Genomic DNA, 23518 nt, shown 5'->3' on the forward strand with positions numbered 1-23518 from the left:
GCGACGCTGATGACGAACTTCGCGCCGTTCACATGTGATTGCCCGCTTTCGACCCGAGTACCTGCCGCCGCGCCCGGTATTTCCGTAGGCTGCCGAATTACAACGACCATTGAAACGGTGGGAGGCAGCCCATGACCCGGACCGCCAACGGCGACGCCGACACGATTGCCGGAGCGGCCTCAGCGCAGTCGTTCGACTCGCTCGATCCGCGGACCGGCGAGGTCGTGGGACGGTATCCGCTGCACGACGCCACCGAGGTCAACGAGATCGTGGAATCGGCCCGCGTGGCCGGTCGGTGGTGGGCGGAACTCGGCTTCGCGGAACGGAAGAAGCGCCTCGACCAGTGGCGCGCCCGGCTGGTGCGCGGGATCGACGAACTCGCCGGGGTGATCTGTTCGGAGACCGGCAAACCGCTCGACGACGCCCGGCTGGAACTGGTCCTCGTCATCGACCACCTGCACTGGGCCGCCAACAAGGCGGAGAAGGTGCTGCGCCGCCGCAAGGTCGGCTCCGGCGTGCTGATGGCGAACCAGGCCGCCACCGTCGAGTACCTGCCGTTCGGCGTCGTCGGTGTGATCGGCCCGTGGAACTATCCGGCGTTCACACCGATGGGCTCGATCGCCTACGCGCTCGCCGCGGGCAACTCCGTGGTGTTCAAACCGAGCGAGCTCACCCCCGGCGTCGGCCGCTGGCTGGTGGACAGCTTCGCCGAGATCGTGCCCGAGCACCCGGTGCTGGCGCTGACCACCGGTTTCGGCGAGACGGGTGCCGCGCTGTGCGCTTCGGGCGTGGACAAGGTGGCGTTCACCGGGTCGACCGAGACGGGCAAGCGCGTGATGACGGCGTGCGCGCAGACGCTGACCCCGGTCCTCGTGGAGTGCGGCGGCAAGGACGCGTTGATCGTCGATGCCGACGCCGACCTGCGGGCCGCGGCGGAGGCGGCCGTGTGGGGCGGCATGTCCAACGCCGGCCAGACCTGCATCGGCGTGGAACGGGTGTTCGTCGTCGAGGCCGTCGCCGACCGGTTCCTCGAACTCGTCGCCGAACGCGCCAAGAAGCTCCGCCCCGGTGGCGAGCCCGGCGCCGACCTGGGGCCGATCACGATGCCCTCGCAGGTCGAGGTGATCCGCAGGCACGTCGACTCGGCCTTGGACGCGGGAGCGCGCGCGGTGATCGGCGGCAAGGACTCGGTGCGCCCGCCGTTCGTGGAACCGGTGGTGCTGGTCGACGTCCCCGCCGACTCGGAGGCCGCCGTGGAAGAGACGTTCGGCCCGACGATCGTCGTCGAACGCGTCCACGACGCGGAGGAGGGCGTGGCGCGCGCCAACCAGGGCCGCTACGGCCTCGGCGGCACCGTGTTCTCGCGCTCCCGCGGCGTCGAGCTCGCGCGGAAGCTGCGCTCCGGGATGGTCGCGGTCAACTCGGTGATCTCGTTCGCGGCCGTTCCGGCGTTGCCGTTCGGGGGTGTCGGCGACTCCGGGTTCGGCCGCATCCACGGTGAGGACGGGCTGCGCGAGTTCAGCCGCCCGCAGTCGATGACCCGCACCAAGTTCCGCATCCCGCTGAACCCGATGACCTTCGCCCGCTCGAAGGGCACGGTCGGCGCCGTCGTGCGGCTGATCCGCCTCACCCGAGGCCGCTGAACCACCCCCCGAGGAGGGGAGCTTTCCGAACCGAACCGAGCCCGCGCTGCGGGCCGGCCCGGTCGCGCCTTCGGTGGCAGGAAGGTTCCCTTCCTCGCACGGCGTGCCGGGCGATGGCGGTGGGAGTGACAGAAAGGTTCCCTTGCTCGCGCCGGTGGCAGGAAGGTTCCCTTCCTCGTCACGCGACGGCCGGGGCGGCTGGAGCCGCGCCGTGCTGGGCTGCGCGCCCCGCTCGCGGATGGCAGGAAGGCGACCTTCCTCGGCTCGGTGACAGGAAGGTTCCCCTCCTCTCCGGCAGGGCGTTGTGGCCGGTGGCGGGTGGGGTGCCACGTGCAGGGCATGTGCTGTGCGGGGCGTGATCGGAATGTGGCCGTCCCCGCGTAACCTGCCCGCTCGGAGTGATCGAATGTGCGCTCCGGAGTGGGAGGTTCCGCCCGGTTCGGATCGGCGCGAGGATGCGATGAGGCGGCTCTTGCGGGCACATTCGGTCCGGGAGTCCGTACGTTCCCGCGAGCCCGGTCGTCGAGCAGGTGGCGCCGCGGTCGCGAACCGGCGGCAAGGAGGCCAACGGTGAAGAAGATCATCAACGATCCGGCGACGGTGGTCGGCGACGCGTTGCAGGGCATGGCCGCCGCGCACCCGGAGCTGCTGCGGGTCCGCACCGATCCCGCGTTGATCGTGCGCGCGGACGCGCCGGTGACGGGGAAGGTCGCGTTGATCTCCGGTGGCGGGTCGGGGCACGAGCCGCTGCACGGCGGGTTCGTCGGCGCGGGCATGCTCACCGCGGCCGTGCCGGGAGCCGTGTTCACCTCGCCGACGCCGGACGCGGTGCAGGCGGCGATCAGCGAGACCGAGTCGGGTGCGGGCGCGCTGCTGGTGGTGAAGAACTACACCGGTGACGTGCTGAACTTCGAGACGGCCGCGGAGCTGGCCGGGCTGGAAGGCGCGGACGTGCGCGCGGTCATCGTCGACGACGATGTGGCGGTGAAGGACTCCACGCACACCGCGGGGCGGCGCGGGGTCGGCGGCACCGTGCTCGTGGAGAAGATCGTCGGCGCCGCCGCTGAGCGCGGCGAGAGCCTGCAGCGGTGCGAGGCGATCGCCCGGCGAGTGGTGGGGCAGGTGCGGTCGATGGGCGTGGCCCTGACCGGGCCGACGGTCCCGCACGCGGGCGAGCCGAGCTTCACGCTCAGCGAGGACGAGATGGAGATCGGCATCGGCATCCACGGCGAGCCGGGCAGGCGGCGCCTGCCGATGGACAGCGCCGACGGCATCGTCGAGAAGCTGCTGGAGCCGATCTTGGAGGACCTGCCCTTCGCGGAGGGCGACGACGTCCTGCTGTTCACGAATTCGATGGGCGCGACGCCGCTGATCGAGCTGTACGGGGCGCACGGCATCGCGGAGCGGCTGCTGGCCGAGCGCGGTGTCCGGGTGCGCAGGCGGCTGGTCGGCCCGTACACGACGAGCTTGGACATGCAGGGCATGAGCCTGACGTTGCTGAAGCTCGACGAGGAGCTCACCGAACTGTGGGACGACCCGGTGCGCACCGCCGCACTGCACTGGTGACTAGGACGGGTGGACTAGATGGGTTGCACGGCAACGGACGTGATCGGCGCGCTGCAGGCGGGCGCGGCGGCGGTCTCCGCGCATCGGGATGAGCTGATCCAGCTGGACAGGGTGATCGGCGACGCCGACCACGGCGAGAACATGGATCGGGGTTTCCGCGCGGTCGTGTCGAAGCTGGACACGGCTGTGCCGGAGACGCCGGGTGCGGTGCTCAAGCAGGTCGCGACCACGTTGATCTCGACGGTCGGTGGCGCGTCCGGTCCGCTCTACGGCACGGCTTTCCTGCGCGCCGCGGCGGCGGTGGGCGATGCGCCGGAGCTGGACGGTCCGGCGGTGGCTGCGGCCTTGCAGGCCGGGTTGGACGGTGTCGTCGCCCGCGGCAAGGCCGTGGCGGGGGACAAGACGATGGTGGACGCCCTGATCCCGGCGGTGGATGCGGCGAAGGCGGCCGCCGCCGACGGCGCCGGTCCCGCCAGGGTGCTGGAGGTGGCGGCGCAGGCCGCGCATTCCGGGGCGCAGGCCACCGAACCGCTCGTCGCCCGCAAGGGCCGGGCTTCTTACTTGGGAGAACGCAGCGCGGGGCATGTCGATCCGGGTGCCCGGTCGACCGCGTTGCTGCTGTCCGCGTTCGTCGAATCGAGGTCCGTGTGATGAGTGTCGGCCTGGTCATCGTCTCGCACAGCGAGCGGCTCGCCGCCGGTGTGGCGGAGCTCGCCGCGCAGATGGCGCCGGACGTGCGGGTCGTGCCCGCGGGTGGTCTGGCGGGCGGTGCCGTCGGCACCGACTTCGACAAGGTCTCGGCCGCGTTGTCGGACGCCGATTCCGGTTCGGGCGTTGTGCTGCTCTACGACTTGGGCAGCGCGCAGATGACGGCGGAGCTCGCGGTGGAGTCGCTGGGCGACCCGACGACGGCGATCGTGGCGGACGCGCCGCTGGTCGAGGGCGCGGTGGCGGCCGCCGTGGAGGCGCAGGGCGGCAAGGACCGGGATGCGGTGGCGCGGGCCGCGACCGCCGCCGGGGTCGGTTCGGATGCGGAGCAGGCGCCGGTCGCCGACTCCGCCGAGTCGATCACCGAGGAGATCGAGCTGCGCAACGAGGTCGGCCTGCACGCTCGCCCGGCGGCGTTGCTGGCGCGCAGCCTCACCGGTTTGCAGGCGGACGTCCGGGTGCGGGCGGGCGAGTCGGAGGCGGACGCGGCGAGCGTGCTCGGCCTGATGGGGCTCGGCGCCCGCAAGGGCGACCGGATCACCCTGGTCGCGACGGGCGCCGACGCGGGCGCGGCCGTGCAGCGCATCCTCGACCTGGTGGACCAGAACTTCGGCGAATGACCCCGACGGGACGGCCCGCAACGCCCCATCCCAGTCCGAAGTGGACCGCCCCCGGCGACCGCCGAAGCCCACTGCACGGCCGAAGCCAGCACCGCAAACGAGCAAACCCACACCTGCCACGCCGTGCTCCGCGCTCCGTGCGGGCGAAGCCAAGCCTGCCTCGCGGCCGGAGGCCGTGCTTCGCGGCGTAGCCGTGCTTCGGGCGGGCGAAGCCACGCCTGCTTTGCGGCCGGAGGCCGTGCCTTTGCGGCGTAGCCGTGCTTTGGGCGGGCGTAGCCGTGCCTTTGCGGCGTAGCCGTGCCTTGGGCGGCGAAGCAAGCCTGCCTGGCGGCCGAAGGCCGTGCCTGTATTCGCGCAGCGAATAGCCCACGTCCAAAAGCCGACTACCCGCGGGTTCTCAGTCGGTCTCTCGCGAGGACGGTTTTTTCCCTCGTGGCGGAGCCACTCGGGAAAAAGATCCCGCAGCGAGAGACCGACTGAGGTTCCGCCACCCGGACACCAAAGCAGAACGAGCCCGGAGAACCTCGAACAAGCCCCGCTGTGGGAAGCTGATCGGTGTGCAGTCGACTTCTCCGGTAGGCCGTTCGCGCAACTCCTGGCTGAAATGGGGCGTGCCGATCGCCGTCATCGTGCTGCTCGCGGCGGGTGCCGGGGGGATCGTGGCGCAGCGCTACTACTCGGAGCCGTCGGGGACGACCGGTGTGATGGGCGAGGCGCAGGATCAGGGCGGTCAGTACGCGAACATCGAGTTGAGCCCGGACGCCGAAGCTCACCCGGACAGCGCCGACATCCGCTGGACGCTGCAGATGCACTTCAACGCGATCAACATGCGCCGGTACGAGACGTGGAAGGCCACCGTCGTCGCGGAGAAGCAGCGCCAGCTCCCCGAGGACAAGTGGCAGCAGGAGTACGCGACGACGCGGGACGCGGCGGTCAGGGTGCACCGCGTCGAGCCGGGGCCGAAGGATTCGCTGCGCATCCTGATGACCTTCGTGAGCACCCAGGATCCGCACGACGCCCCGCCGGGGCTGGAATCGCCGTGCCTGCGCTGGTCGGTGGTGTATCCGATGGTGGTCGACGCCGGTGGTTTCCGGCTCGACACGAACAGCCTGCCCGGTAGCGCTCTCGCCGTCCGCTGCTGATCTCCGCGGTCCGGGTGACGGCACGATGATCCGCCCGCGGCGCGTTCCGGTGATGGCCGGGTCACTGCTCGGATGCCGCTGCGACGGCTGAACTTCCCCGCCGATCGGGTGATCATCTCCGCGGACGGGTGGCGCGCTCGGCGCCGAGTCGATCGGGCGCGCTGCGCTGGGGAGAGGTCGCCGGGAGCGGTCCCGAGGACAGCCCCGAAGCGAGGTGCGCTCGGGGCTGTCGATCAGGTCCTGGCACGCGCCGCCTGAGGTCCCGGCCCCCCGCTCGGGGTTGGCCGCGAACGGACTCGTCAGGCCTTGGCGAACGCGAGCGCCACGTTGTGCCCGCCGAAACCGAAGGAGTTGTTCACCGCGGCCGACAGCTCGACTTGCCGCGGCTTGTCCGTCACCACGTCCAGTTCGACCTTCGGGTCGAGCTCGTCGAGGTTGCGGGTGGGCGGGATCTGCCCGTGGTAGATCGACAGCAGCGTCACGATGCTCTCGACCGCGCCCGCGCCGCCGACGAGGTGCCCGAGCGCGCTCTTCGGCGCGGTCAGCGCGACTCCGTCGCCGAACGTCTTGCGGATGGCCGCCGCCTCGCCCACGTCGCCCACCACGGTGGACGTGGCGTGCGCGTTGACGTGCTCGACATCCGAAGTGGACAGATCCGCGGTGCGCACGGCCTGGGTCATGGCGTTGACCTGGCCGACGCCGTCCGGGTGGCTCCCGGTGATGTGGTACGCGTCCGAGGTGATGCCCACCCCGGCGAGCCGACCGTAGATCCGCGCTCCGCGGGCCTTGGCGTGCTCGGCGCTCTCCAGGATCACCACGCCCGCGCCTTCGCCGAGCACGAACCCGTCCCGGCCCGTGTCGAACGGGCGCGAGGCCAGCTCCGGCTCGTCGTTGCGCGTGCTCAACGTCCGGGCCTGGCAGAACCCGGCGACGGTGATCTGGTGGATGCAGGACTCCGCACCACCGGCGACCACCACGTCGGCCTGACCGGACCGGATCATGTCCCAGCCCCGCGCCAACCCCTCGGCGCCGGAAGCGCAGGCGGAGGCGGGGGAGTGCACACCGGCGCGAGCGCGCAGGTCGATGCCGACGTGCGCGGCGGGACCGTTGGGCATGAGCATCGGCACGGTCAGCGGCGAGATCTTGCGCAGCCCGTGCTCCTCCAGGAGGTCGTCCTGGTTGAGCAGCGTGACCGGCCCGCCGATGCCGGTGCCGAGCGCGACGCCCAGCCGATCCGGATCCACCGACTCGTACTCGTCGGTGGGCATGTCGTAACCGGCGTCGTTCCACGCCTGGCGAGCCGCGATGATCGCGATCGCCTGGCAACGGTCCAGCCGCCGCAGCTGCACCCGAGGCAGCACCTCGGAAGGCTCCACGACCAGCGGTGCGCCGATCTTGGCGGGCAGGTCGTACTTGTCGACCCACTCCTCCGTGAGCCTGCGAACGCCGCTGCGCCCGGCCAGCAGACCGTCCCAGGTGGACGCGACGTCACCACCGAGTGGTGTCGTCGCGCCCATCCCGGTGATGACGACGTCGGTCGCCGTCATGCGTTCTTGGTGATGTAGTCCACCGCATCACCCACGGTCTTGAGGTTCGCCAGCTCGTCGTCGGGGATCTTCACGCCGAACTTGTCCTCCGCCTGCACGGCGATCTCGACCATCGACAGCGAGTCGATGTCGAGGTCGTCGACGAACGACTTCTCGACCTGGACGTCCTCGGCGTCAACGCCGGCGACCTCTTCGACGATGCTGGCGAGACCCTGCGCGATTTCCTCGTTCGCCACGGTGGTTCCTTTCCTCTGTTGCGGTCTCACCGCGGGCGCGGCCCGCGGTGGTATCGGTGAGCGCGAACGCTCAGGGGCAGATCACGACCTGGCCGGCGTAGGACAGTCCAGCCCCGAAGCCGACCAGCAGCAGCACGTCCCCGCTGGAGAGCTCGCCCGCCGACCGCATGTGGTCGATGGCGAGCGGGATCGAAGCGGCGGAGGTGTTGCCGGAGTAGACGATGTCACGAGCGATCACCAGGTCATCGCGGGCACCCTGGCTCTGCAGCTTCTTGGCGATGCCCTCGACGATGCGCAGGTTGGCCTGGTGCGCGACCAGCGCATCCACATCGGACAGTTCCAGGCCCGCGAGCTCCACGGCGCGCTTGGCGACGGGGGCGATCTGCGTCGTCGCCCAGCGGAAGACCGCCTGGCCCTCCTGGTAGATGTACTTGCCGTCGCGCAGGTAGATGGTGTCGACGAGGTCGCCCGCGCTGCCCAGCGCGGCCGGGCCGATGCCGGGCTCGTCGGACGGTCCCACGACCGCCGCACCCGCACCGTCGGCGAAGATGATGCAGTTCGCCCGGTCCTGCCAGTCGATGGTCTCCTGGAACCGCTCGGCGCCGATCACCAGCACCCGGCGGGAGGACCCGGCCAGCACCATGTCGGAAGCCATGCTGAGCGCGTAGCAGAACCCGGCGCACGCGGCGTTGAGGTCGAAGGCGCCCGCGGCCTTGACGCCGATCTGGTCGGCGACCTGCGCGGCGGCGTTCGGAATCCCGCCCGGCATCGTGCAGGTGGCGATGATCACCTGGTCCACGTCGGCCGGGGTCAGGCCCGCGTCGGCGATCGCCTTCGAACCGGCTTCGACGGCCATCGCGACCACGGTCTGGTCCTCGTCGCCGAGACGGCGGTGCACGATGCCGACGCGCTGCTGGATCCACTCGTCGTTGGTGTCGACGATCTTGGCCAGATCGTCGTTGGTGACGATCCGGTTGCCCTGGGTGCTACCGAAACCGAGCAGCTTGGTCGCTGCCGGGCCGGTGGACTGGCGCAGGGTCGGTGTGCTCACGCGTCGCTCCCAGAGGTGTTCGCGTCTTGGGCGGACTCGTCGGAGTCCGCGGCCAGCAGGTCGGCGACCTTGTCGAGGTCTTCGGGCTTCTTCAGCGCCACGGTCTTGGTGCCCTTGAGCTCGCGGCGCACCAGGCCGGTCAACGCGCCGGCCGGGGGGAACTCCACCACGGCCCGCACTCCCCGCTCCGCGAGGGTGGCCATGCAGTGGTCCCAGCGCACCGGCCGGGTGATCTGCGCGACGAGGCGGCGCACGAACTCGTCGCCCGCCTCGACGACGGAACCGTCCGAATTGGACAGCAGCGGGAACGCGGGGTCGTCGACGGCGACCTTGTCGGCCTGCGTGCCGAACGCGTCCTGCGCGGGTGCCATGAAGCGCGTGTGGAAGGCCCCGGCGACGGCCAGCGGCCGCACCTTCGTCCCGGTCAGCGGTTCTTCGGCCAGCGCCTCCAACGCGGGCTTGCGGCCCGCGGCGACGATCTGACCGGCGCCGTTGCAGTTCGCCGGGTCCAGGCCGAGCGACTCCAGGTGGCTCACGACGGTCTCCGGGTCGCCGCCCATCACCGCCGACATCGACGTCGGCTCCAAGGCGCACGCGGCGGCCATCTCCCGGCCGCGCACCGCTGCCAGCGCGACGGCGTCGTCCGGGGAGAGCACGCCCGCGATCGCGGCTGCGGCCAGCTCGCCCACCGAATGTCCCGCGACCGGGGTCTCGGCGGGGATCTCGAAGCGGGACCGCAGCTGCTCGGCCGCCAGCAGCGACAGCGCCACCACCAGCGGCTGCGTGATGGCGGTGTCCTTGATCTCGTCGGCCTCGGCGGTGGTTCCCAGCCGCACCAAGTCCAGGCCCGCGTGCTCGGACCAGGCCTCCACGCGCTCGCGGGCGCCTTCGAGTTCGAGCCAGGGCGTGAGCATGCCAGGGGCCTGGGAGCCCTGGCCGGGGGCGAGGAGCGCGATCACCCTGCTACTACACATCCCCGACCCTGATCGGCGTGATGTCGACACGGACGAGATCCGAGGCCCAATCTTGTGGAGTGTCTACAACGGCATCCCTGATTCGGGCATCACGGAGCGTGAATCGTTGTTGCCCGTGTCGGTTCGATCACGTCAGGACACCGCGGCGCCGAACCGCTGCGGGGCGGTGACCAGCGGCGGCGCGCGCTCACCACAGGCCGCGAGCCCGCGCCAGCCTGCCCATCGACAGCGCCACCCGCAGCACCAGCGCGTCGCGCGCGTTCGACGGCGTGCGCCCGGTGAGCTCGGCGACCCTGCGCAGCCGGTAGCGCACCGTGTTCGGGTGCACGTAGAGCTGCCGGGCGCAATTCTCCAGGACCCCGCCCAGCTCCAGGTAGGTGTCCACGGTCTCCAGCAGCGCGCCGCCGGCGTCCACCAGCGGCAGCACGATGCCTTCCACGAGCTGGCGCTCCGCTTCCGGATCTCCGGCCAGGGCCCGCTCCGGTAGCAGGTCTTCGGCGAGCACCGGACGCGGCGCCGTCGGCCACGCCACCACCGCGCGCAGCCCGGACATCGCGTCCGAAGCGGACCGGTGCGCCTCGGAGAGGCTGGACGCGGTGGGGCCGACCACCACCGGCCCGTCGTCGAAGGCCTCCGTCAGCTTGGTCGCCGCCTCGTGCGCGGCCCGGTCGTTGGACGGCCCGCCGAACACCACCACCAGCCTGGTGCCCTGCACGCCCAGCAGCACCGGGCGTCCGGCGCGGGCCGCCCTGCTGCGCACCTGGTAGATGATCTTCGGCGGATCGTCCGAGGGAGCGGTGCCGACCAGCACCGTCGCCTCCGAGCCCGGTTCCCAGCCGAGCGCCGCGGCCCTGGACAGCAGCGACTCCTCCGGGTCGCCGCGCACGATGCCGTCCACGACGAGCGCCTCCAGCCGCGCGTCCCACGCCCCGCGCGCCTCCGCCGCCGCCGCGTACGAAGTGGCCGCCGCGAACGCGATCTCCCGCGTGTAGCGCAGGATCAGCTCGGTGAGCGCGGTGCGCTCCTCGGCCCGTTCGGCCAGTTCCGGCAGCTGGTGCTCGAACACGTCGATCGCGGCGCGCACCAGGTCCAGCGTCTGGCGCAGGCTGACCCAGCGCGACAGGTCCTTCGGCGCCGCGCGGAACGCCTCCGCGGTCAGCCGGATGGCTTCGGTCGGGTCCTGCAGCCAGGCCACGAAGTTCGAGACGCCGGTCTGGGTCACCAGCAGCACGCTCGCGCGCTGGTCGGCGGGCAGTCGGCGGAACCACGGCAGCCGGTGCTCCATCGCGTTGATGCTCGCGGTGGCCAGGTCCCCGGATGCCCGTTCCAGTGCGCGCAAGGTGACCGCGGAAATGCGTTCGCCTTGTTCACCTGCGCCTTCGGAATTCATACCGCCAGAATCGCACGGGCCCTCCGAGCGCGGAGCCGGGCACCGCGCGCGCCGTGCGTCCGGCGTGGAGCGAGCCCGGTCACCGCGCCGGCCGGGTCCGATGTGGAGGGTTCGCCGGAGGTCGTCGCCAGGGGTGTCCGACACGCCCGCGCGCCACCGTTCGCCGGGCCGATGACCACCGGTCGACCGCAATTCATCCGATCAGGCGTGGTCGGGGCGGTTGATCGCAGGACACGATGGCAGCAGGCAAGCGACGCGAACGCGGCTCGGACGGGCCGCCAGGGGAGTGATCGGCATGGCTCTGCCGCTGGTGTGGCTCGGTGACGTGTTGCGAGCGGCGGGGCTGACCGTCGTCGAGGCACCGGGGTGGCAGGAGCGCACCGCGAACTCCGGCGCGCAGCCGGAGCCGGTCGGGGTGCTCCAGCACCACACCGCCACCGTCGCCTCCTACGAGGACCCCGCGCCGAGCCTGCAGCTGGTGATCGACGGCCGGTCCGATCTGGCCGGACCGCTGTGCCACGGGCTGATCGGGTTCGACGGGGTGGTGCACTTGATCTCCGCCGGGCGCGCCAACCACGCTGGGAAGGCGCAGGCCTCCGGACCGGTGCCGGCGGGCGACGGCAATGTGCTCTACGTCGGGTTCGAGTGGGACTACCAGGGCGTCGAGCAGGGTCCGAGCCCCGAGCAGTACACCGCCGCGCTCGTCGCGACCAGGGCGGTGCTCGACCACCTGGGCGCGCCGCACGAGGCCTCGCGCGGGCACAAGGAGACGAGCGTGACCGGCAAGATCGACCCGGGTCACGTCGACCTGGACCGCTTCCGGGCCGAACTCGCCACGAACGAACAGGAGAACGCCGACATGACGCCCGAACAGGACGCGATCCTGCGCCGCATCGAGAACGAACTGCTCGGCCCGCGCGGACCCGAAGGGCAGATCGCCGGGTGGAACACCGCGCTCGGTCCGCGCACACCGGTGGCGATGCTGGTGGACCTGGTCAACGGCCTGCTCGCCACGCAGACCCCCGCGCCGATGCAGGCGCCCGCGGTGCCGCAGCAGCAGACCGCGCCCGGCGAAGCCCCGGCGCAGCCAGCCGATCCCGAGTCGATCAAGGCCGCGTTCTCCGCACTGCCACCGGAGCAGGCCGCCCCGCTGCTCGCCGAACTGGTCCGCATCCAGCAGGACCGCCAACTCACGCCGGAGCAGCAGGCCCGCACCACTGCCTGAGGAGTCGCAGCGGACGGGCGGAACGGCGGCGGGAGCTCAGCGGCGAGGTGCGGCGGCTCTGCGGTCCGATCGTTCCGCTCGTCTGCGTAACAGGCGGTTGACCAGCACGGGCTGTTGGGCCAAGGCCTCCGGTTCGTCCAATAACCGGTTGAGGCGCTGGTAGTACCGCGTGGGCGAGATCCCGAAGCGCTCCTGGATGACGCGGTCCTTGCTGCCCGGATAGCGCCAGAACTCGCTCTCGAACGCCAAGATGGCGTGATCGACGTCGTTCACCCGGGCACCCCCTTCGCGTCGCGCGCTCGTCGCCCTGCCGTCTGATCGATTCCACCGGAGATCGCCGAGTCTACCCCGGGTCGCACCCCTGTTCGATCACCTGATCGAAGATTCGGGAGCTGTGATTCGAACCACGACGAGTCCGCGGAACAAGCACGGCGACCGACGATGTTGACAGCAGTACGAAACGTCGTGCGCTCCGGGGCTCGGTGAGATTCCGAACCGGCGGTGACAGTCCGCGAACCGGTGCCTCCCGGCCGAACCCGGCCAGGAGCTCCGGCCGATCCGGTGGAACTCCGGAACCGACGGTGACAGTCCGGATGGGAGGCGGCGCACGGGCACTCGACCGCGACCGGTCGCCATGCGTGGCACCGGTGGCCGCCGCGTTCCCGCTCAGCCCCGGTGCCAGGACCGGCTGGGAGGAGTGGGGTTGTGCGCGCTGTCGCGGAATGGGTGCTCGGCAACGGAATCACCGTGCTGGGCCAGCAGATCTCCTGGGCGGAACTGGTCGGGCAGCTGTGCGCGCTGGCGGTCGTCTTCCTGGCGCAGCGGCGCACCCTGGCCACCTGGCCGGTGCAGGTGACCGCGACGGTCCTGCTGTTCACCGTCTACGCCTCCGCCGAACTCGGCGGCCTCGCGGTCCGGCAGATCGTGATCCTGCTGATCTCCGTCTACGGCTGGTGGGCCTGGAGCCACCGCAGCGACCCGGTCTACGGCGTCGCGGTCCGCAAGGGCACCGTCCGGGAGCGCTTGGTGCTGCTGGGAGTGCTGGCAGTGGCCACGACCGGATTCGCCTCGCTGCTCACCGCGATGGACGCGTCCTGGGCGCCGTGGCCGGACGCCTGGATCTTCGTCGGCACGGCCGTCGCGTTCTGGGCGCAGGGCCGCGGGCTCGTCGAGTTCTGGTTGGTGTGGCTGGCGGTGGACGCCGTCGGCGTGCCGCTGCAGCTGGCGTCCGGGCTCTACTTCAGCGCCGCGATCTACGTGGTGTTCGCCGCGCTGGTGATCCACGGCTGGTGGAGCTGGAACCGCACCGCCCGAGCTCGCACGCTCGCTCCCGCGACGACCTGACCCGCCCGCCTCCGGGTGGCCGAGCCGCATCGGCTCCGCCACCCGGCGGCGGGGTGTTCAGGCGTCGCCCGGGTCCGAGGTCTGCGGCCCCGCGGCGCGCACGTCGTCCAAGCGGTACCGGCGGGTCGCCTCGGTGACGCGCGACCCGTCGATCACGCCGCGCCGGGCCAGCGCCGAGAGCGTGGCGACCACCGCGGACTCCGCGTCCACCAGGAACACCCGGCGCGCCGCCGGCCGGGTGTCGGAGAACCCGAAGCCGTCCGCGCCCAGGCTCACCATGTCGCCCGGCACCCAGGAGCGGATCAGGTCCGGCACCGCGCGCATCCAGTCGCTGACCGCGACCACCGGACCTTCGGCGTCCGCCAGCGCGCGGGTCACGTACGGCACCCGCGGCTGCTCCTCCGGGTGCAGCAGGTTGTGGCGGTCCACCGCTTCTGCTTCGCGCCGCAGCTCCGTCCAGGACGTCGCCGACCACACGTCGGCGCGCACGTCCCACTCGTCGGCGAGGATCTGCTGCGCCCGCAACGCCTCGGGCATCGCGACGCCCGAGGTGAGGATCTGCGCGGGGACGGAACCGGCCGAACCGCGGCGGAACAGGTAGAGGCCCTTCAACAGGCCGTCCACGTCCACCCCGTCCGGCTCGGCGGGCTGCTGGTACGGCTCGTTGTAGATCGTCAAGTAGTAGTAGACGTTCTCGGCGTCCTCGCCGTACATCCGCCGCAGGCCGTCCTTGACGATGTGCGCGATCTCGAACGCCCACGCCGGGTCGTAGGCCACCACCGCCGGGTTCGTCGCGGCCAGCAGCAGCGAATGCCCGTCGGCGTGCTGCAGCCCTTCGCCGGTGAGCGTGGTGCGCCCGGCGGTGGCCCCGAGCAGGAATCCGCGCGCCATCTGGTCCCCGGCGGCCCACAGGCTGTCACCGGTGCGCTGGAACCCGAACATCGAGTAGAAGATGTAGATCGGGATCATCGGTTCGCCGTGCGTGGCGTAGGACGTCCCCGCGGCCGTGAACGACGCGCTCGACCCGGCTTCGTTGATGCCTTCGTGCAGGATCTGGCCCTGCTCGCTCTCCCGGTACGCGAGCATCAGCCGGTAGTCGACCGGCGTGTACGACTGCCCCATCGGGTTGTAGATCTTCTGCGACGGGAACATCGAGTCCATCCCGAAGGTGCGGGCCTCGTCCGGGATGATCGGCACGATGCGCGGCCCCACCTCGGGGTCCTTGGCGAGGTCCTTGAGCAGCCGGACGAACGCCATCGTGGTGGCGACCTCCTGCTTGCCGGAGCCGCGCCGGATCACGTCGTAGACCTGGTCGCCCGGCAGCACCAGCGGCTTCGCCTTCACGCGCCGCTCCGGCAGGTAGCCGCCGAGCCGCCGGCGGTGCTCCCGCAGGTACTGGATCTCGGGGGCGTCCTCGCCGGGGTGGTAGTACGGCGGCAGGTACGGGTCCGCTTCGAGCTGCTCGTCGCTGATCGGGATCCGCAGGCTGTCCCGGAACAACTTCAGGTCGTCCAGGGTCATCTTCTTCATCTGGTGCGTGGCGTTGCGGCCCTCGAAGTGCGGCCCGAGGCCGTAGCCCTTGATCGTCTTGGCGAGGATGACCGTCGGCTGCCCGTGGTGCTCGGTCGCGGCCTTGTACGCCGCGTAGACCTTGCGGTAGTCGTGGCCGCCGCGGCGCAGCGCCCACACCTGCTCGTCGGTCAGGTCCTTGACCATGTCCTTGGTGCGCGGGTCGCGGCCGAAGAAGTGCTCGCGGACGAAGGCGCCGTCGTTGGCCTTGTAGGTCTGGTAGTCGCCGTCGGGCGTGGTGTTCATGAGGTTGACCAGCGCGCCGTCCCGGTCGGCGTGCAGCAGCGAGTCCCACTCGCGGCCCCAGACGACCTTGATGACGTTCCAGCCCGCGCCCCGGAAGAACGACTCCAGCTCCTGCACGATCTTGCCGTTTCCGCGCACCGGCCCGTCGAGCTGCTGCAAGTTGCAGTTGACCACGAAGGTCAGATTGTCCAGCCCTTCGTTCGCCGCAACGTGCAGCAGGCCGCGCGATTCGGGCTCGTTCATCTCGCCGTCGCCGAGGAACGCCCACACCCGCTGCTGGCTGGTGTCCTTGATGCCGCGGTCGTGCAAGTAGCGGTCGAACCGCGCCTGGAAGATCGCGTTCATCGGCCCGAGCCCCATCGACACCGTCGGGAACTCCCAGAAGTCCGGCATCAGCCGAGGGTGCGGGTAGGACGGCAGCCCACCGCCGGGGCCGGCGTGCGAGTGCTCCTGGCGGAATCCGTCGAGCTGATCGGTGGTCAACCTGCCTTCGAGGAAGGCGCGAGCGTAGATGCCGGGGGAGGCGTGGCCCTGGATGTAGAGGTGGTCCCCGCCGCCGGGGTGGTCCTTGCCGCGGAAGAACCAGTTGAACCCGACCTCGTAGAGACTCGCCGAGGAGGCGAACGACGAGATGTGCCCGCCGACGCCGATCCCGGGCCGTTGCGCACGATGCACCATCATCGCGGCGTTCCACCGCATCCAGGCGCGGTAGCGGCGTTCGGTCTCCTCGTCGCCGGGGAACCACGGTTCCTGCTCGGTGGCGATGGTGTTGACGTAGTCCGTGCTGGTCAGCGACGGCACGCCGACGCCGCCTTCCCTGGCGCGCTGGAGCAGCCGGAGCATCAGGTAGCGGGCGCGCTGCTGGCCCGCTTCACCGAGCATCGTGTCGAACGACTGCAACCACTCTTCGGTCTCCTCCGGATCGATGTCCGGGAGATGCGAGGCGAGACCGTCTCGGATGACCCGCACCCGTTGCGGGGTGCCGCCGACGTCATTGTTCTGCGCGGGCAAAGGAACTCCTCGACTGCTTGCGGTGCTTGTCGCGGGCTTGGGTGACGCCCGACACGTGCCATCGTCCCCCATCTTCGTGGCCGCTGCGTACACCGCGGTGATTACTTGCCGGTACCGTTCTAGCCTGACCTGGATGTGGGCGCCTACAGTCGAGTTCCACGCCGGATACCGGCGTGTCGTGCGCCCAGCAGTTGCGCCGGAAGCGGTTCGCAGTGTTCGCTATCGGCCAGATCTGCCCAACCTGGGTGTGGCGTTCGCGCCGCACCGCCTGCATTGGAGGAGTGAGAACGCCGTGGTCGCCGCGGGAGACGCCGGCAAGAGCGAAGTCGACGTCGCCGACAGGCTCGACATCGAGCCGGAGATGGTCGTTCAGGAGATCGGTTGGGACGAGGACGTCGATGACGCCGTTCGTGCCGCGATCGAGGAGCGTTGCGGGAGCGAACTGCTCGACGAGGATGCCGACGAGGTCGTCGACGTCGTACTGCTGTGGTGGCGGGACGACGACGGTGACCTGACGGACACGCTCCTCGACGTGATGACGCCTCTTGCCGATGAGGGGGTGATCTGGGTGTTGACGCCGAAGACCGGTCGTGACGGTTACGTGGAGCCCAGTGACATCGCCGAGGCAGCGTCCACGTCCAACCTGGCCCAGACCTCGAACGCGAGTCTGGGGGAAGCCTGGATGGGTACCAGGCTCGCTTACCGCAAGGCCAAGTCCAAGCGCTGACGAGCTCGGCCTCGAGTCGAGCGGATCGCCGATCCCACGTCCCGGGCACCGGTGGCGACCCCGCCACCGGTGCCCGGGTGCGTGTGATCGGTGTAGGTTCGGCGTCGTACGTGCACAGGCCGAACAGAAGGGTGCGCGCATGACGCTCGAGGTCGGCGCCGACGCTCCGGACTTCACGCTGCCGGACTTCAACAAGGAGCAGGTCTCCTTGTCCAGCTTCAAGGGCAGCAAGAACGTGCTGCTCGTCTTCTACCCGTTCGCGTTCAGCGGGGTCTGCCAGGGCGAGCTGTGCCAGGTCCGCGACGACCTGGCCGATTTCCAGAACGACCAGGTCCAGGTGCTGGGCGTGTCGGTGGACACCCCGTTCGCGCTGAAGGCCTGGGCGGAGCAGCAGGGCTACACCTTCCCGCTGCTGTCGGACTTCTGGCCGCACGGCGAGATCGCCAAGGCCTACGGCGTGTTCCACGAGCAGGCCGGCATGGCGTTGCGCGGCACGTTCCTCATCGACACCGCGGGCAAGGTGCGGTTCGCCGAGGTCAACCAGCCCGGCGAGGCACGCGACCAGAACGTGTGGAAGAAGGCGCTGGCCGAACTGGCCGCGTGAGTACCGGTGGTGGCCGGACCGGTACAGTGATCCGGCCGGTTGCGGTTGATCTTCGGACGGCCACCACTCGGGGCGCATAGCTCAGCGGAAGAGCACTTGCCTTACAAGCAAGGGGTCGCTGGTTCGAACCCAGCTGCGCCCACTTTGGGTCTGTGACCAGCGATGATGCTTCATCTTATCGAGAATTACAAGGTCGGGCGCGTAGGCGAGCTCGGCAGGATGCTGACGTGCGAGAACAAGCAAGGGCTCGTTGGCGCTGACCCCATCGTAGTGCTGTGACCTGCGTAAACGAGATGTGTGTTCGTAGCTTCTTCCTCTCGCGCAGCGTTCAGCGAGCCCTTAATTTTGCATTAGTAGGCAATGTGCGGCGTTCAGATCAGTTGCTTTGACAAGGGACTGAAGCGAGCTGGCAGCTGTCCCGAACGGGTGGTGAGTAAGGAGGGCGCGACCTGGTTCGCGCGGCTTCCGCACAGTGCGCGCGCCGCGGCGAACGTGCGTTGCTCAATCCGGAGACGACACATGTCGCGGTCGAGATTTCCAGCGAAAGCTCCGCCATGAGCTCGATGAGCTGGTTCAGCGTGTCCGCCGTCCCCGCGCCCTGCTGCTGTGAAGGTCAGCAGCGTGCGACAACTTCATCGGCATGCGTTCGTTTCTCCAAAGACGGCCGAAGCGTGGGAGTGGCGATCCCGCAGAACCGAGAGATACCAAGGGGGCTGACATTCCACTGCTCACTACGTAAGTGCGTACAGACCACCAGCGCGGGCAAAGACATCGAGGCGTCCTTCACGAAGACGCCGAGTCTCACGAGTGGCTGTACGAGACGGACTGGATCGGCCGGGGCGAGATCGTGCAGGGCTGGCGGAGCCGCGACGGTGGGGCGGCGCAACGGCTGGATCTTCGAATAGGTGGTCTTGATGGTCACCGGCGATACTGCCGCCGTGCGCGAGCTCGGTATCTACACCGACTTCGGCAGGTGTGACAACCTCTGGGCCCTGACTTTCGCGCTGAACGGCCGCGCGGGCGCCTTTCGCCTGGGAGAACGACGCCGCCGAGGAGGGAATGTCCGCTGTGCGCATTACCATCGAGCCGTGTGATCGGTACGTCGTCGCGTCTGCTGCGCTTGCTGTCGTTGCTCTCGTCGCGGCCGAGCTGGACCGCGGGCGAACTCGCCCGGCGGATGGAAGTCACTGACCGCACCGTGCGCCGGGACGTCTCGCGGTTGCGTGACCTCGGCTATGACGTCGAGTCTGATCCCGGTCGCTGGGGCGGGTACCGGCTGCGGCCGGGCAATAAGCAGATCCCGCTCGTTCTCGACGACGAAGAGTCGCTGGCCGTCGCGGTCGCGCTGCGCGAGGCGGCCCGAACCGGGGTGCTCGGGGACGACCAGGCCGTGCTGTCGGCGTTTCTCAAGCTGCGGCAGCTGCTGCCCGCCCGGGTGGCGTCGCAGTTGGGTGCCATGGACGACGTGTTCGAGCACACCGCCCGGGCTGGCGGCCAGCCGTTGTCTCCCGGCCTGCTCGCGGGTTTGGCCGCGGCCTGCCGCCGCAGCGAACGGCTGCGGCTGTCCTATCGGGACATGCGCGGTAGCGATAGTGAACGCGCGGTCGACCCGCACCGGCTGGTGTTCACCGGCAACCGCTGGTACCTCGTCGCTCGCGATGTCGAGCGCGGGGCGTGGCGCACCTTCCGGGCCGACCGCGTCCTCCACGCGGAGCCGACCGGCCGGGTGGTGCGCATCGAGGACCCACCGGCTGCCGCGCGGCTCGTCGCCGAAACCCTCACCAGCGATTATCCGCTCTATGCGAAGGTGCGGCTGCACGTTGCCCTGGACGAGGCGATGCGCGCGATTCCTCCGACGGCCGGGGTCCACCAGGCGGACGGGCCGGGCGCCACGGTCGTCGAGGTCGGCGGCACGGATGTCGAGTCGCTCGCCACGCGGTTGGTCAAGCTCGGCGTGCCGCTGACGGTGCTCTCGCCCGCGGAGGTCCGCGCGGCGGTCCGGCGGCATGCGCTCGCGCTGGTCGAGACCAACGAACCCGGCGAGGGCTGACCGCCCTCTTGACTGTAACCAGAGCTGTTATATATTCATTTAATGTAACCAAGTTGGTTTCATCTTTAGGGGGTTCGATGCATGTCGTCACGTTCGACGAGCCGGGTGGTCCAGAGGTCCTGCGCGTCACCGAGGTCGACACCGCCGACCCGGGCCCGGACGAGGTTCGGATCCGGATCGAGTACCTCGGCGTCAACCGGCCCGACGCGTTGTTCCGTGCCGAGCTCTACCCGGTCCTGCCGACCTTCCCGCGGTCCCGGCTGGGCATCGAGGCGGTAGGCGTCGTGGAGGCGCTGGGTGCCGAGGTCACCGGGCTCGCTCCCGGGGATCGCGTGGTGGCGGGGCCGATCGCGCAGCAGAGCCGCCACGGCGTGTACGGCGACGTCGCCGTCGTGCCCGCCGCCGAGGTCGTCCCAGCTTTCGACGCGGTCAGCGCCGAGACCACGGCCGCGGTGTGGATGGCGTATTTCACGGCTTTCGGCGGCCTGGTCGAGACCGGCGGTCTCCGGGCGGGTGACCACGTGGTGGTCACCGCCGCCACCGGCGGTGTCGGGTTGGCCGCGCTCGATGTCGCCAACCACGCGGGCGCGGTGTCGATCGCGACCACCCGGTCGGTCGGCAAGCGCGACCGGCTGCTCGCCGCTGGAGCGGCACACGTCGTGGTGACGTCCGAAGAGGATCTGGAGACCGAGGTCCGGCGGATCACCGGCGGCCGTGGCGCCGATCTCGTCTTCGACTCCGTCGGTGGCTCGCGGTTCCCGGCCACCGCCGCCGCAGCCGCCGACAAGGGTGCCGTCGTCACCTACGGCTGGTACGGCGCCGAGCCCGCGGTGCTACCTGCGCGCTGGCCGGTGAAGATCCTGGGGCACAACGGATTCACCTACAGCACCGATCCGGCCGCCTTGTCGCGGATCCGGGGGCACCTCGCCCGAGGGCTGGCCGAAGGCGCGTTCCGGCCTCGCATCGACCGGATCTTCGACGGCTTGGACCAGGTGGCTGACGCGCACCGCTACATCGACTCCGGCCGGCAGGTCGGCAAAGTCCTCATCAGGGTCGGCGAGTGAAAGGATCTCCGATGACGCAGAAGTTTCCGACCATGTCGTTCGGGCTGCACGGCGTGAACGCGGGCACCGGCGCAACCCCCGCCGCCGCCCGCGGACTCGCCCGGCGGGCCGAGGAACTGGGCTTCGACTCGCTGTGGGCGATCGACCACGTCGTCATCCCCTCCGGCTACCGGACGCCCTACCCGTACGACGAGTCGGGGAAGATGTTGGGCGGCGCCGAGGAATTCGACCTGCTCGATCCCTTGGCGTGGCTGACGTTCGCGGCCGCCGTGACGTCCCAGATCCGGCTCGCGACCGGCATTCTCGTTCTCCCGCAGCGCAATCCCACCGTGCTGGCCAAACAGCTGGCATCACTGGACGTGCTCAGTGAAGGCCGCGCCATCGCAGGCACCGGCGTCGGCTGGCTCGAGGAAGAGTTCGACGCGGTCGGTGTCCCCTTCCACGGCCGTGGCCGCCGCCACGACGACTACGTCCACACCATGCGGGCACTGTGGACCCAGACCCGCGCCACGATCGAGACGACCCACACGCGCTTGTCCGAGGCCATCAGCCTGCCGCACCCGGTCAACCGAACGGTGCCCATCGTGATCGGCGGCAGCGGGCCGCGATCCGCCCGCCGCGCCGCACAGCTCGGCGATGGCTACTTCCCGACCGTGCAGAACCCCGAACAGCTCGAAACCTTGCTGAACATCCTCCGTGCCGAAAGCGCGCGCGTCGGCAGGGACCCGCACGACATCGAGATCACCATCCCCTTCCCGGGCCTCGTAGCAGGCACGTCCGGCTACGAGGACTTCCTCGAGGAGGCGCACCGCTACGCGAACCTGGGTGCGCACCGAATCGTGCTCCCCGTACCACCCGACGACGTCATGACCGAGCTCGCCATCGAACTCGGCCTGCACGCACCGAAAGGACGGCCATGACCCAGCCCGAGGCCCCGCTCAGCCGGTACTACGACGCCGCGACCCGTGACGACGCGGAATTCGCCGAGCACTTCGCCCACCGATTCAGCACGATCGACGGCGTGCAGATGCACTACGTCATCGGTGGAACCGGCCCGCAGCCCATCGTGCTGCTGCACGGCTTCCCGGAAACCTGGTACAGCTGGCGACCGCTGATGACCGAACTGCTGCCCGGGCACACGGTGATCGCCGTCGACCTGCCGGGACTCGGAGACTCCACCGGCGAGATTCCCCGCCACGACAAGGCTTTCCTCGCCCGCTACGTCCACCTGCTGCTCGAGCGGCTCGGCTACACCAGCGGTGTTCAGCTGGTCGCGCACGATTTCGGCGGCGGGATCGCGTTCGCGCTCGTCACCGGCCGGCGGGAGCAGTTCGGTGGGCTGCTGCTGATGGACTTCCCCGTCGCGGGCGGCAGCCTCACCTACGACGCGATCAGGCCGCTGTCGTTCCACTTCTCCTTCCACAGCCAGGAACCGCTGTTCGAGCAGCTCGTGGCCGGCCGCGAGCGCATCTACCTGGAGTACTTCTACCAGGCGAACTCGCCGGCGACGCCCGAGCCGATCCCGGCCCATGCCGTGGACGAGTTCGTCCGCGCCTACTCCCGGCCCGGCGTCCTCCACCACGGGTCCCGCTACTACCAGGCCTGGCCCCAGGACGAACTCGACAACCGCGAGCAGATGCGGACCCCGCTCGCCATCCCGGTGCACCTGCTCGCGCAAGCGCCACTGTTCGACACTTTCCTCGCGGCGATCCGCGGTAGCGCACCGGATGCGACGGGCACCCCCGTGGCGAGCGGGCATTGGATGCAGCACGAGGCCGGTGAGCAGGTCCTGGCCGAGATCAAGCGCTTCTACGGCTACCCGGCCTGACCGGCGTCAGAAGCGTGCGGGCGCGAACCCTTGCGACTCCCACAGTTCCGGGAAGTCGGCAAGGGACTCGCGCAGCACGTCCCGGATGGTCCTGGCCTCCAGCACCCGGGTCATCGCCTGGGTGGCCTCGGCGTAAATGCCGGTGAGCGTGGCTTCGATGCCGTGACCTACGTAGCACTCGGCGTCCGGCGGCGTGGTGTACATGCCGAAGATCGGCTCTTCGCCGAGCGCCCGGTACACGTCGAGCAGTGTGATCTCCGTGGCGTCCCGGGCCAGGATCCAACCACCGCTGCGGCCACGCTGGGCTTCGACCAGTCCGGCGGCCTTCAGCTCGGTCAGGCAGCGCCGGATCACCACGGGATTGGTGTTGACGCTGGTCGCGATTCGCTGCGAGGTGGCGATCTCCTTGTCGGTGCCGCGCCGGTCGAACGCCATCCACGTCAGGATGTGCACGGCCATGGTCATCCGGGAGTTCGCGCTCACCCTTCGACTGTAACCGCTCCGCACTCGAATACGTAACTGCCTTTGTTGCGGATCTTCAGGTAAGGCTCCTAGTGAGACGTCTCGCGCAGCGAGTTTTCGAGTCCGGTGCGGATCTTGTCCATAGTGGATTCATACGCTGCCGGGACGTCCACGTCGAGGCGGTCGCCGAGCACGAACACCCACCACATGCACTCGGCCAGCTTGTGCCGCAACTCGGCGTCGGCATCGCCATCGATGCCCCAGGTCTGCTCGGCGGCGAGCACCAGGCGGCCGATGTAGGCGGCGTCGTTGGTAAACCCCACCGCCAGCTCGGGCAGGGTCCAAGTGCGGCCCAGCAGGCGGTTCTCGAGCTGCTCGTACAACCCGCGCACCTGCAGGGCCCGGTCGTCCGCTTCGGCGAGATTCATGGAAGGCGCTCCTGTGGTCGTTCGTCGTGACGAGCGCGACCGTAGCTACCAATCCGGACAGATCCGGTCCGGGTGATGTTCGG

At 70.0% G+C, this 23518-nt stretch carries 23 protein-coding genes, 1 tRNA gene and 1 riboswitch; of the genes, 14 read left to right on the forward strand and 10 right to left on the reverse strand.

Going from position 1 to position 23518, the window contains the following annotated elements; genetic code table 11:
* Positions 1–131: 131 nt before the first annotated feature.
* The 5 genes from ACWD38_RS03110 to ACWD38_RS03130 all read left to right on the forward strand — a co-directional run bounded on the left by ACWD38_RS03110 (position 132) and on the right by ACWD38_RS03130 (position 5679).
* Positions 132–1643: an aldehyde dehydrogenase family protein gene (locus tag ACWD38_RS03110; RefSeq protein WP_184481992.1), complete on the forward strand. Its 1512-nt coding sequence runs from the start codon at positions 132–134 to the stop codon at positions 1641–1643.
* A gap of 570 nt (positions 1644–2213) precedes the next feature.
* Positions 2214–3209: a dihydroxyacetone kinase subunit DhaK gene (gene dhaK, locus ACWD38_RS03115; protein WP_184481990.1), complete on the forward strand. Its 996-nt coding sequence runs from the start codon at positions 2214–2216 to the stop codon at positions 3207–3209.
* Positions 3210–3227: 18 nt separating this feature from the next.
* Positions 3228–3860, forward strand: a complete 633-nt coding sequence (dhaL, locus tag ACWD38_RS03120; protein WP_184481988.1) for a dihydroxyacetone kinase subunit DhaL — start codon at positions 3228–3230, stop codon at positions 3858–3860.
* Complete coding sequence (gene dhaM / locus ACWD38_RS03125) at positions 3860–4537, forward strand: dihydroxyacetone kinase phosphoryl donor subunit DhaM (protein ID WP_450123224.1); 678 nt, start codon at positions 3860–3862, stop codon at positions 4535–4537. The genes dhaL and dhaM overlap by 1 nt, the downstream gene beginning before the upstream one ends.
* Positions 4538–5094: 557 nt before the next feature.
* Complete coding sequence (locus tag ACWD38_RS03130; protein ID WP_184477748.1) at positions 5095–5679, forward strand: hypothetical protein; 585 nt, start codon at positions 5095–5097, stop codon at positions 5677–5679.
* 299 nt (positions 5680–5978) lie between these two features.
* Here the strand turns inward: ACWD38_RS03130 and ACWD38_RS03135 are convergent, their stop codons facing one another.
* The 5 genes from ACWD38_RS03135 to ACWD38_RS03155 form a co-directional block, all read right to left on the reverse strand.
* Complete coding sequence (locus ACWD38_RS03135) at positions 5979–7226, reverse strand: beta-ketoacyl-[acyl-carrier-protein] synthase family protein (protein WP_450123225.1); 1248 nt, start codon at positions 7224–7226, stop codon at positions 5979–5981.
* Positions 7223–7462, reverse strand: a complete 240-nt coding sequence (locus tag ACWD38_RS03140) for an acyl carrier protein (protein ID WP_184477750.1) — start codon at positions 7460–7462, stop codon at positions 7223–7225. Before ACWD38_RS03140 ends, ACWD38_RS03135 begins: the two co-directional genes overlap by 4 nt.
* Before the next feature lie 70 nt (positions 7463–7532).
* Positions 7533–8513 (reverse strand): beta-ketoacyl-ACP synthase 3, encoded by a 981-nt coding sequence (locus ACWD38_RS03145; protein ID WP_184477751.1) that lies wholly within the window; start codon positions 8511–8513, stop codon positions 7533–7535.
* On the reverse strand, positions 8510–9487 hold the full coding sequence (locus tag ACWD38_RS03150) for an ACP S-malonyltransferase (RefSeq protein ID WP_450123226.1): 978 nt from the start codon (positions 9485–9487) through the stop codon (positions 8510–8512). The genes ACWD38_RS03145 and ACWD38_RS03150 overlap by 4 nt, the downstream gene beginning before the upstream one ends.
* A gap of 187 nt (positions 9488–9674) precedes the next feature.
* Positions 9675–10877: a PucR family transcriptional regulator gene (locus tag ACWD38_RS03155; protein WP_184477753.1), complete on the reverse strand. Its 1203-nt coding sequence runs from the start codon at positions 10875–10877 to the stop codon at positions 9675–9677.
* 295 nt (positions 10878–11172) lie between these two features.
* On the opposite strand from ACWD38_RS03155, the gene ACWD38_RS03160 reads away from it, so the two are divergent.
* Positions 11173–12102 carry a peptidoglycan recognition protein family protein gene (locus ACWD38_RS03160; RefSeq protein ID WP_450123227.1) on the forward strand — a complete coding sequence of 310 codons (930 nt, stop codon included), beginning with the start codon at positions 11173–11175 and terminating at the stop codon, positions 12100–12102.
* A 36-nt stretch (positions 12103–12138) separates the two neighbouring features.
* Here the strand turns inward: ACWD38_RS03160 and ACWD38_RS03165 are convergent, their stop codons facing one another.
* On the reverse strand, positions 12139–12375 hold the full coding sequence (locus ACWD38_RS03165; protein ID WP_184477755.1) for a DUF3263 domain-containing protein: 237 nt from the start codon (positions 12373–12375) through the stop codon (positions 12139–12141).
* 192 nt (positions 12376–12567) lie between these two features.
* A riboswitch (FMN riboswitch) is annotated at positions 12568–12711 on the forward strand.
* A gap of 96 nt (positions 12712–12807) precedes the next feature.
* Between ACWD38_RS03165 and ACWD38_RS03170 the strand changes: the two genes are divergently transcribed.
* Positions 12808–13446 (forward strand): nicotinamide mononucleotide transporter, encoded by a 639-nt coding sequence (locus ACWD38_RS03170; protein WP_184477756.1) that lies wholly within the window; start codon positions 12808–12810, stop codon positions 13444–13446.
* Between the two features lie 57 nt (positions 13447–13503).
* On the opposite strand, the gene aceE is transcribed toward ACWD38_RS03170, so the two are convergent.
* Positions 13504–16272, reverse strand: a complete 2769-nt coding sequence (gene aceE / locus ACWD38_RS03175; RefSeq protein WP_246456686.1) for a pyruvate dehydrogenase (acetyl-transferring), homodimeric type — start codon at positions 16270–16272, stop codon at positions 13504–13506.
* Between the two features lie 292 nt (positions 16273–16564).
* Here aceE and ACWD38_RS03180 point away from each other — a divergent pair, with 292 nt between their 5' ends.
* From ACWD38_RS03180 to ACWD38_RS03190, 3 genes are all read left to right on the forward strand, one after another.
* Complete coding sequence (locus ACWD38_RS03180; protein WP_184477758.1) at positions 16565–16999, forward strand: DUF3052 domain-containing protein; 435 nt, start codon at positions 16565–16567, stop codon at positions 16997–16999.
* Positions 17000–17138: 139 nt separating this feature from the next.
* Positions 17139–17603 (forward strand): peroxiredoxin, encoded by a 465-nt coding sequence (locus ACWD38_RS03185; RefSeq protein ID WP_450123228.1) that lies wholly within the window; start codon positions 17139–17141, stop codon positions 17601–17603.
* Between the two features lie 70 nt (positions 17604–17673).
* A tRNA-Val gene (locus tag ACWD38_RS03190) sits at positions 17674–17745 on the forward strand.
* A gap of 471 nt (positions 17746–18216) precedes the next feature.
* On the opposite strand, the gene ACWD38_RS03195 is transcribed toward ACWD38_RS03190, so the two are convergent.
* The gene (locus tag ACWD38_RS03195) at positions 18217–18525 is read right to left on the reverse strand and encodes a hypothetical protein (RefSeq protein ID WP_450123229.1); all 309 of its coding nucleotides are present in this window, start codon (positions 18523–18525) and stop codon (positions 18217–18219) included.
* A gap of 168 nt (positions 18526–18693) precedes the next feature.
* Between ACWD38_RS03195 and ACWD38_RS03200 the strand changes: the two genes are divergently transcribed.
* The 4 genes from ACWD38_RS03200 (at position 18694) to ACWD38_RS03215 (ending at position 22545) form a co-directional block, all read left to right on the forward strand.
* Positions 18694–19653, forward strand: a complete 960-nt coding sequence (locus tag ACWD38_RS03200) for a helix-turn-helix transcriptional regulator (protein WP_450123230.1) — start codon at positions 18694–18696, stop codon at positions 19651–19653.
* Positions 19654–19730: 77 nt separating this feature from the next.
* Entirely contained in the window at positions 19731–20717 is a 987-nt protein-coding gene (locus ACWD38_RS03205) for a zinc-dependent alcohol dehydrogenase family protein (protein ID WP_450123231.1), read from the forward strand.
* A gap of 11 nt (positions 20718–20728) precedes the next feature.
* Entirely contained in the window at positions 20729–21637 is a 909-nt protein-coding gene (locus ACWD38_RS03210; RefSeq protein ID WP_450123232.1) for an LLM class F420-dependent oxidoreductase, read from the forward strand.
* Complete coding sequence (locus tag ACWD38_RS03215; protein WP_450123233.1) at positions 21634–22545, forward strand: alpha/beta fold hydrolase; 912 nt, start codon at positions 21634–21636, stop codon at positions 22543–22545. Before ACWD38_RS03210 ends, ACWD38_RS03215 begins: the two co-directional genes overlap by 4 nt.
* Positions 22546–22551: 6 nt before the next feature.
* Here the strand turns inward: ACWD38_RS03215 and ACWD38_RS03220 are convergent, their stop codons facing one another.
* Together ACWD38_RS03220 and ACWD38_RS03225 are read right to left on the reverse strand one after the other, a co-directional pair.
* The gene (locus ACWD38_RS03220; RefSeq protein WP_450123234.1) at positions 22552–23028 is read right to left on the reverse strand and encodes an Rrf2 family transcriptional regulator; all 477 of its coding nucleotides are present in this window, start codon (positions 23026–23028) and stop codon (positions 22552–22554) included.
* 68 nt (positions 23029–23096) lie between these two features.
* Entirely contained in the window at positions 23097–23435 is a 339-nt protein-coding gene (locus ACWD38_RS03225; protein ID WP_450123235.1) for a hypothetical protein, read from the reverse strand.
* Positions 23436–23518 lie beyond the last annotated feature (83 nt).

The organism is Saccharopolyspora sp. NPDC002578 (assembly GCF_053592695.1).

Bases quoted from the DNA above. Each gene is read 5' to 3' on its own strand.
- ACWD38_RS03160 (WP_450123227.1), top strand. From the start codon at position 11,173: ATGGCTCTGCCGCTGGTGTGGCTCGGTGACGTGTTGCGAGCGGCGGGG.
- dhaM (WP_450123224.1), top strand. From the start codon at position 3,860: ATGAGTGTCGGCCTGGTCATCGTCTCGCACAGCGAGCGGCTCGCCGCC.
- ACWD38_RS03225 (WP_450123235.1), bottom strand. From the start codon at position 23,435: ATGAATCTCGCCGAAGCGGACGACCGGGCCCTGCAGGTGCGCGGGTTG.
- ACWD38_RS03110 (WP_184481992.1), top strand. From the start codon at position 132: ATGACCCGGACCGCCAACGGCGACGCCGACACGATTGCCGGAGCGGCC.
- ACWD38_RS03150 (WP_450123226.1), bottom strand. From the start codon at position 9,487: ATGTGTAGTAGCAGGGTGATCGCGCTCCTCGCCCCCGGCCAGGGCTCC.
- ACWD38_RS03185 (WP_450123228.1), top strand. From the start codon at position 17,139: ATGACGCTCGAGGTCGGCGCCGACGCTCCGGACTTCACGCTGCCGGAC.
- ACWD38_RS03210 (WP_450123232.1), top strand. From the start codon at position 20,729: ATGACGCAGAAGTTTCCGACCATGTCGTTCGGGCTGCACGGCGTGAAC.
- ACWD38_RS03205 (WP_450123231.1), top strand. From the start codon at position 19,731: ATGCATGTCGTCACGTTCGACGAGCCGGGTGGTCCAGAGGTCCTGCGC.
- ACWD38_RS03155 (WP_184477753.1), bottom strand. From the start codon at position 10,877: ATGAATTCCGAAGGCGCAGGTGAACAAGGCGAACGCATTTCCGCGGTC.
- dhaL (WP_184481988.1), top strand. From the start codon at position 3,228: ATGGGTTGCACGGCAACGGACGTGATCGGCGCGCTGCAGGCGGGCGCG.
- ACWD38_RS03135 (WP_450123225.1), bottom strand. From the start codon at position 7,226: ATGACGGCGACCGACGTCGTCATCACCGGGATGGGCGCGACGACACCA.
- ACWD38_RS03215 (WP_450123233.1), top strand. From the start codon at position 21,634: ATGACCCAGCCCGAGGCCCCGCTCAGCCGGTACTACGACGCCGCGACC.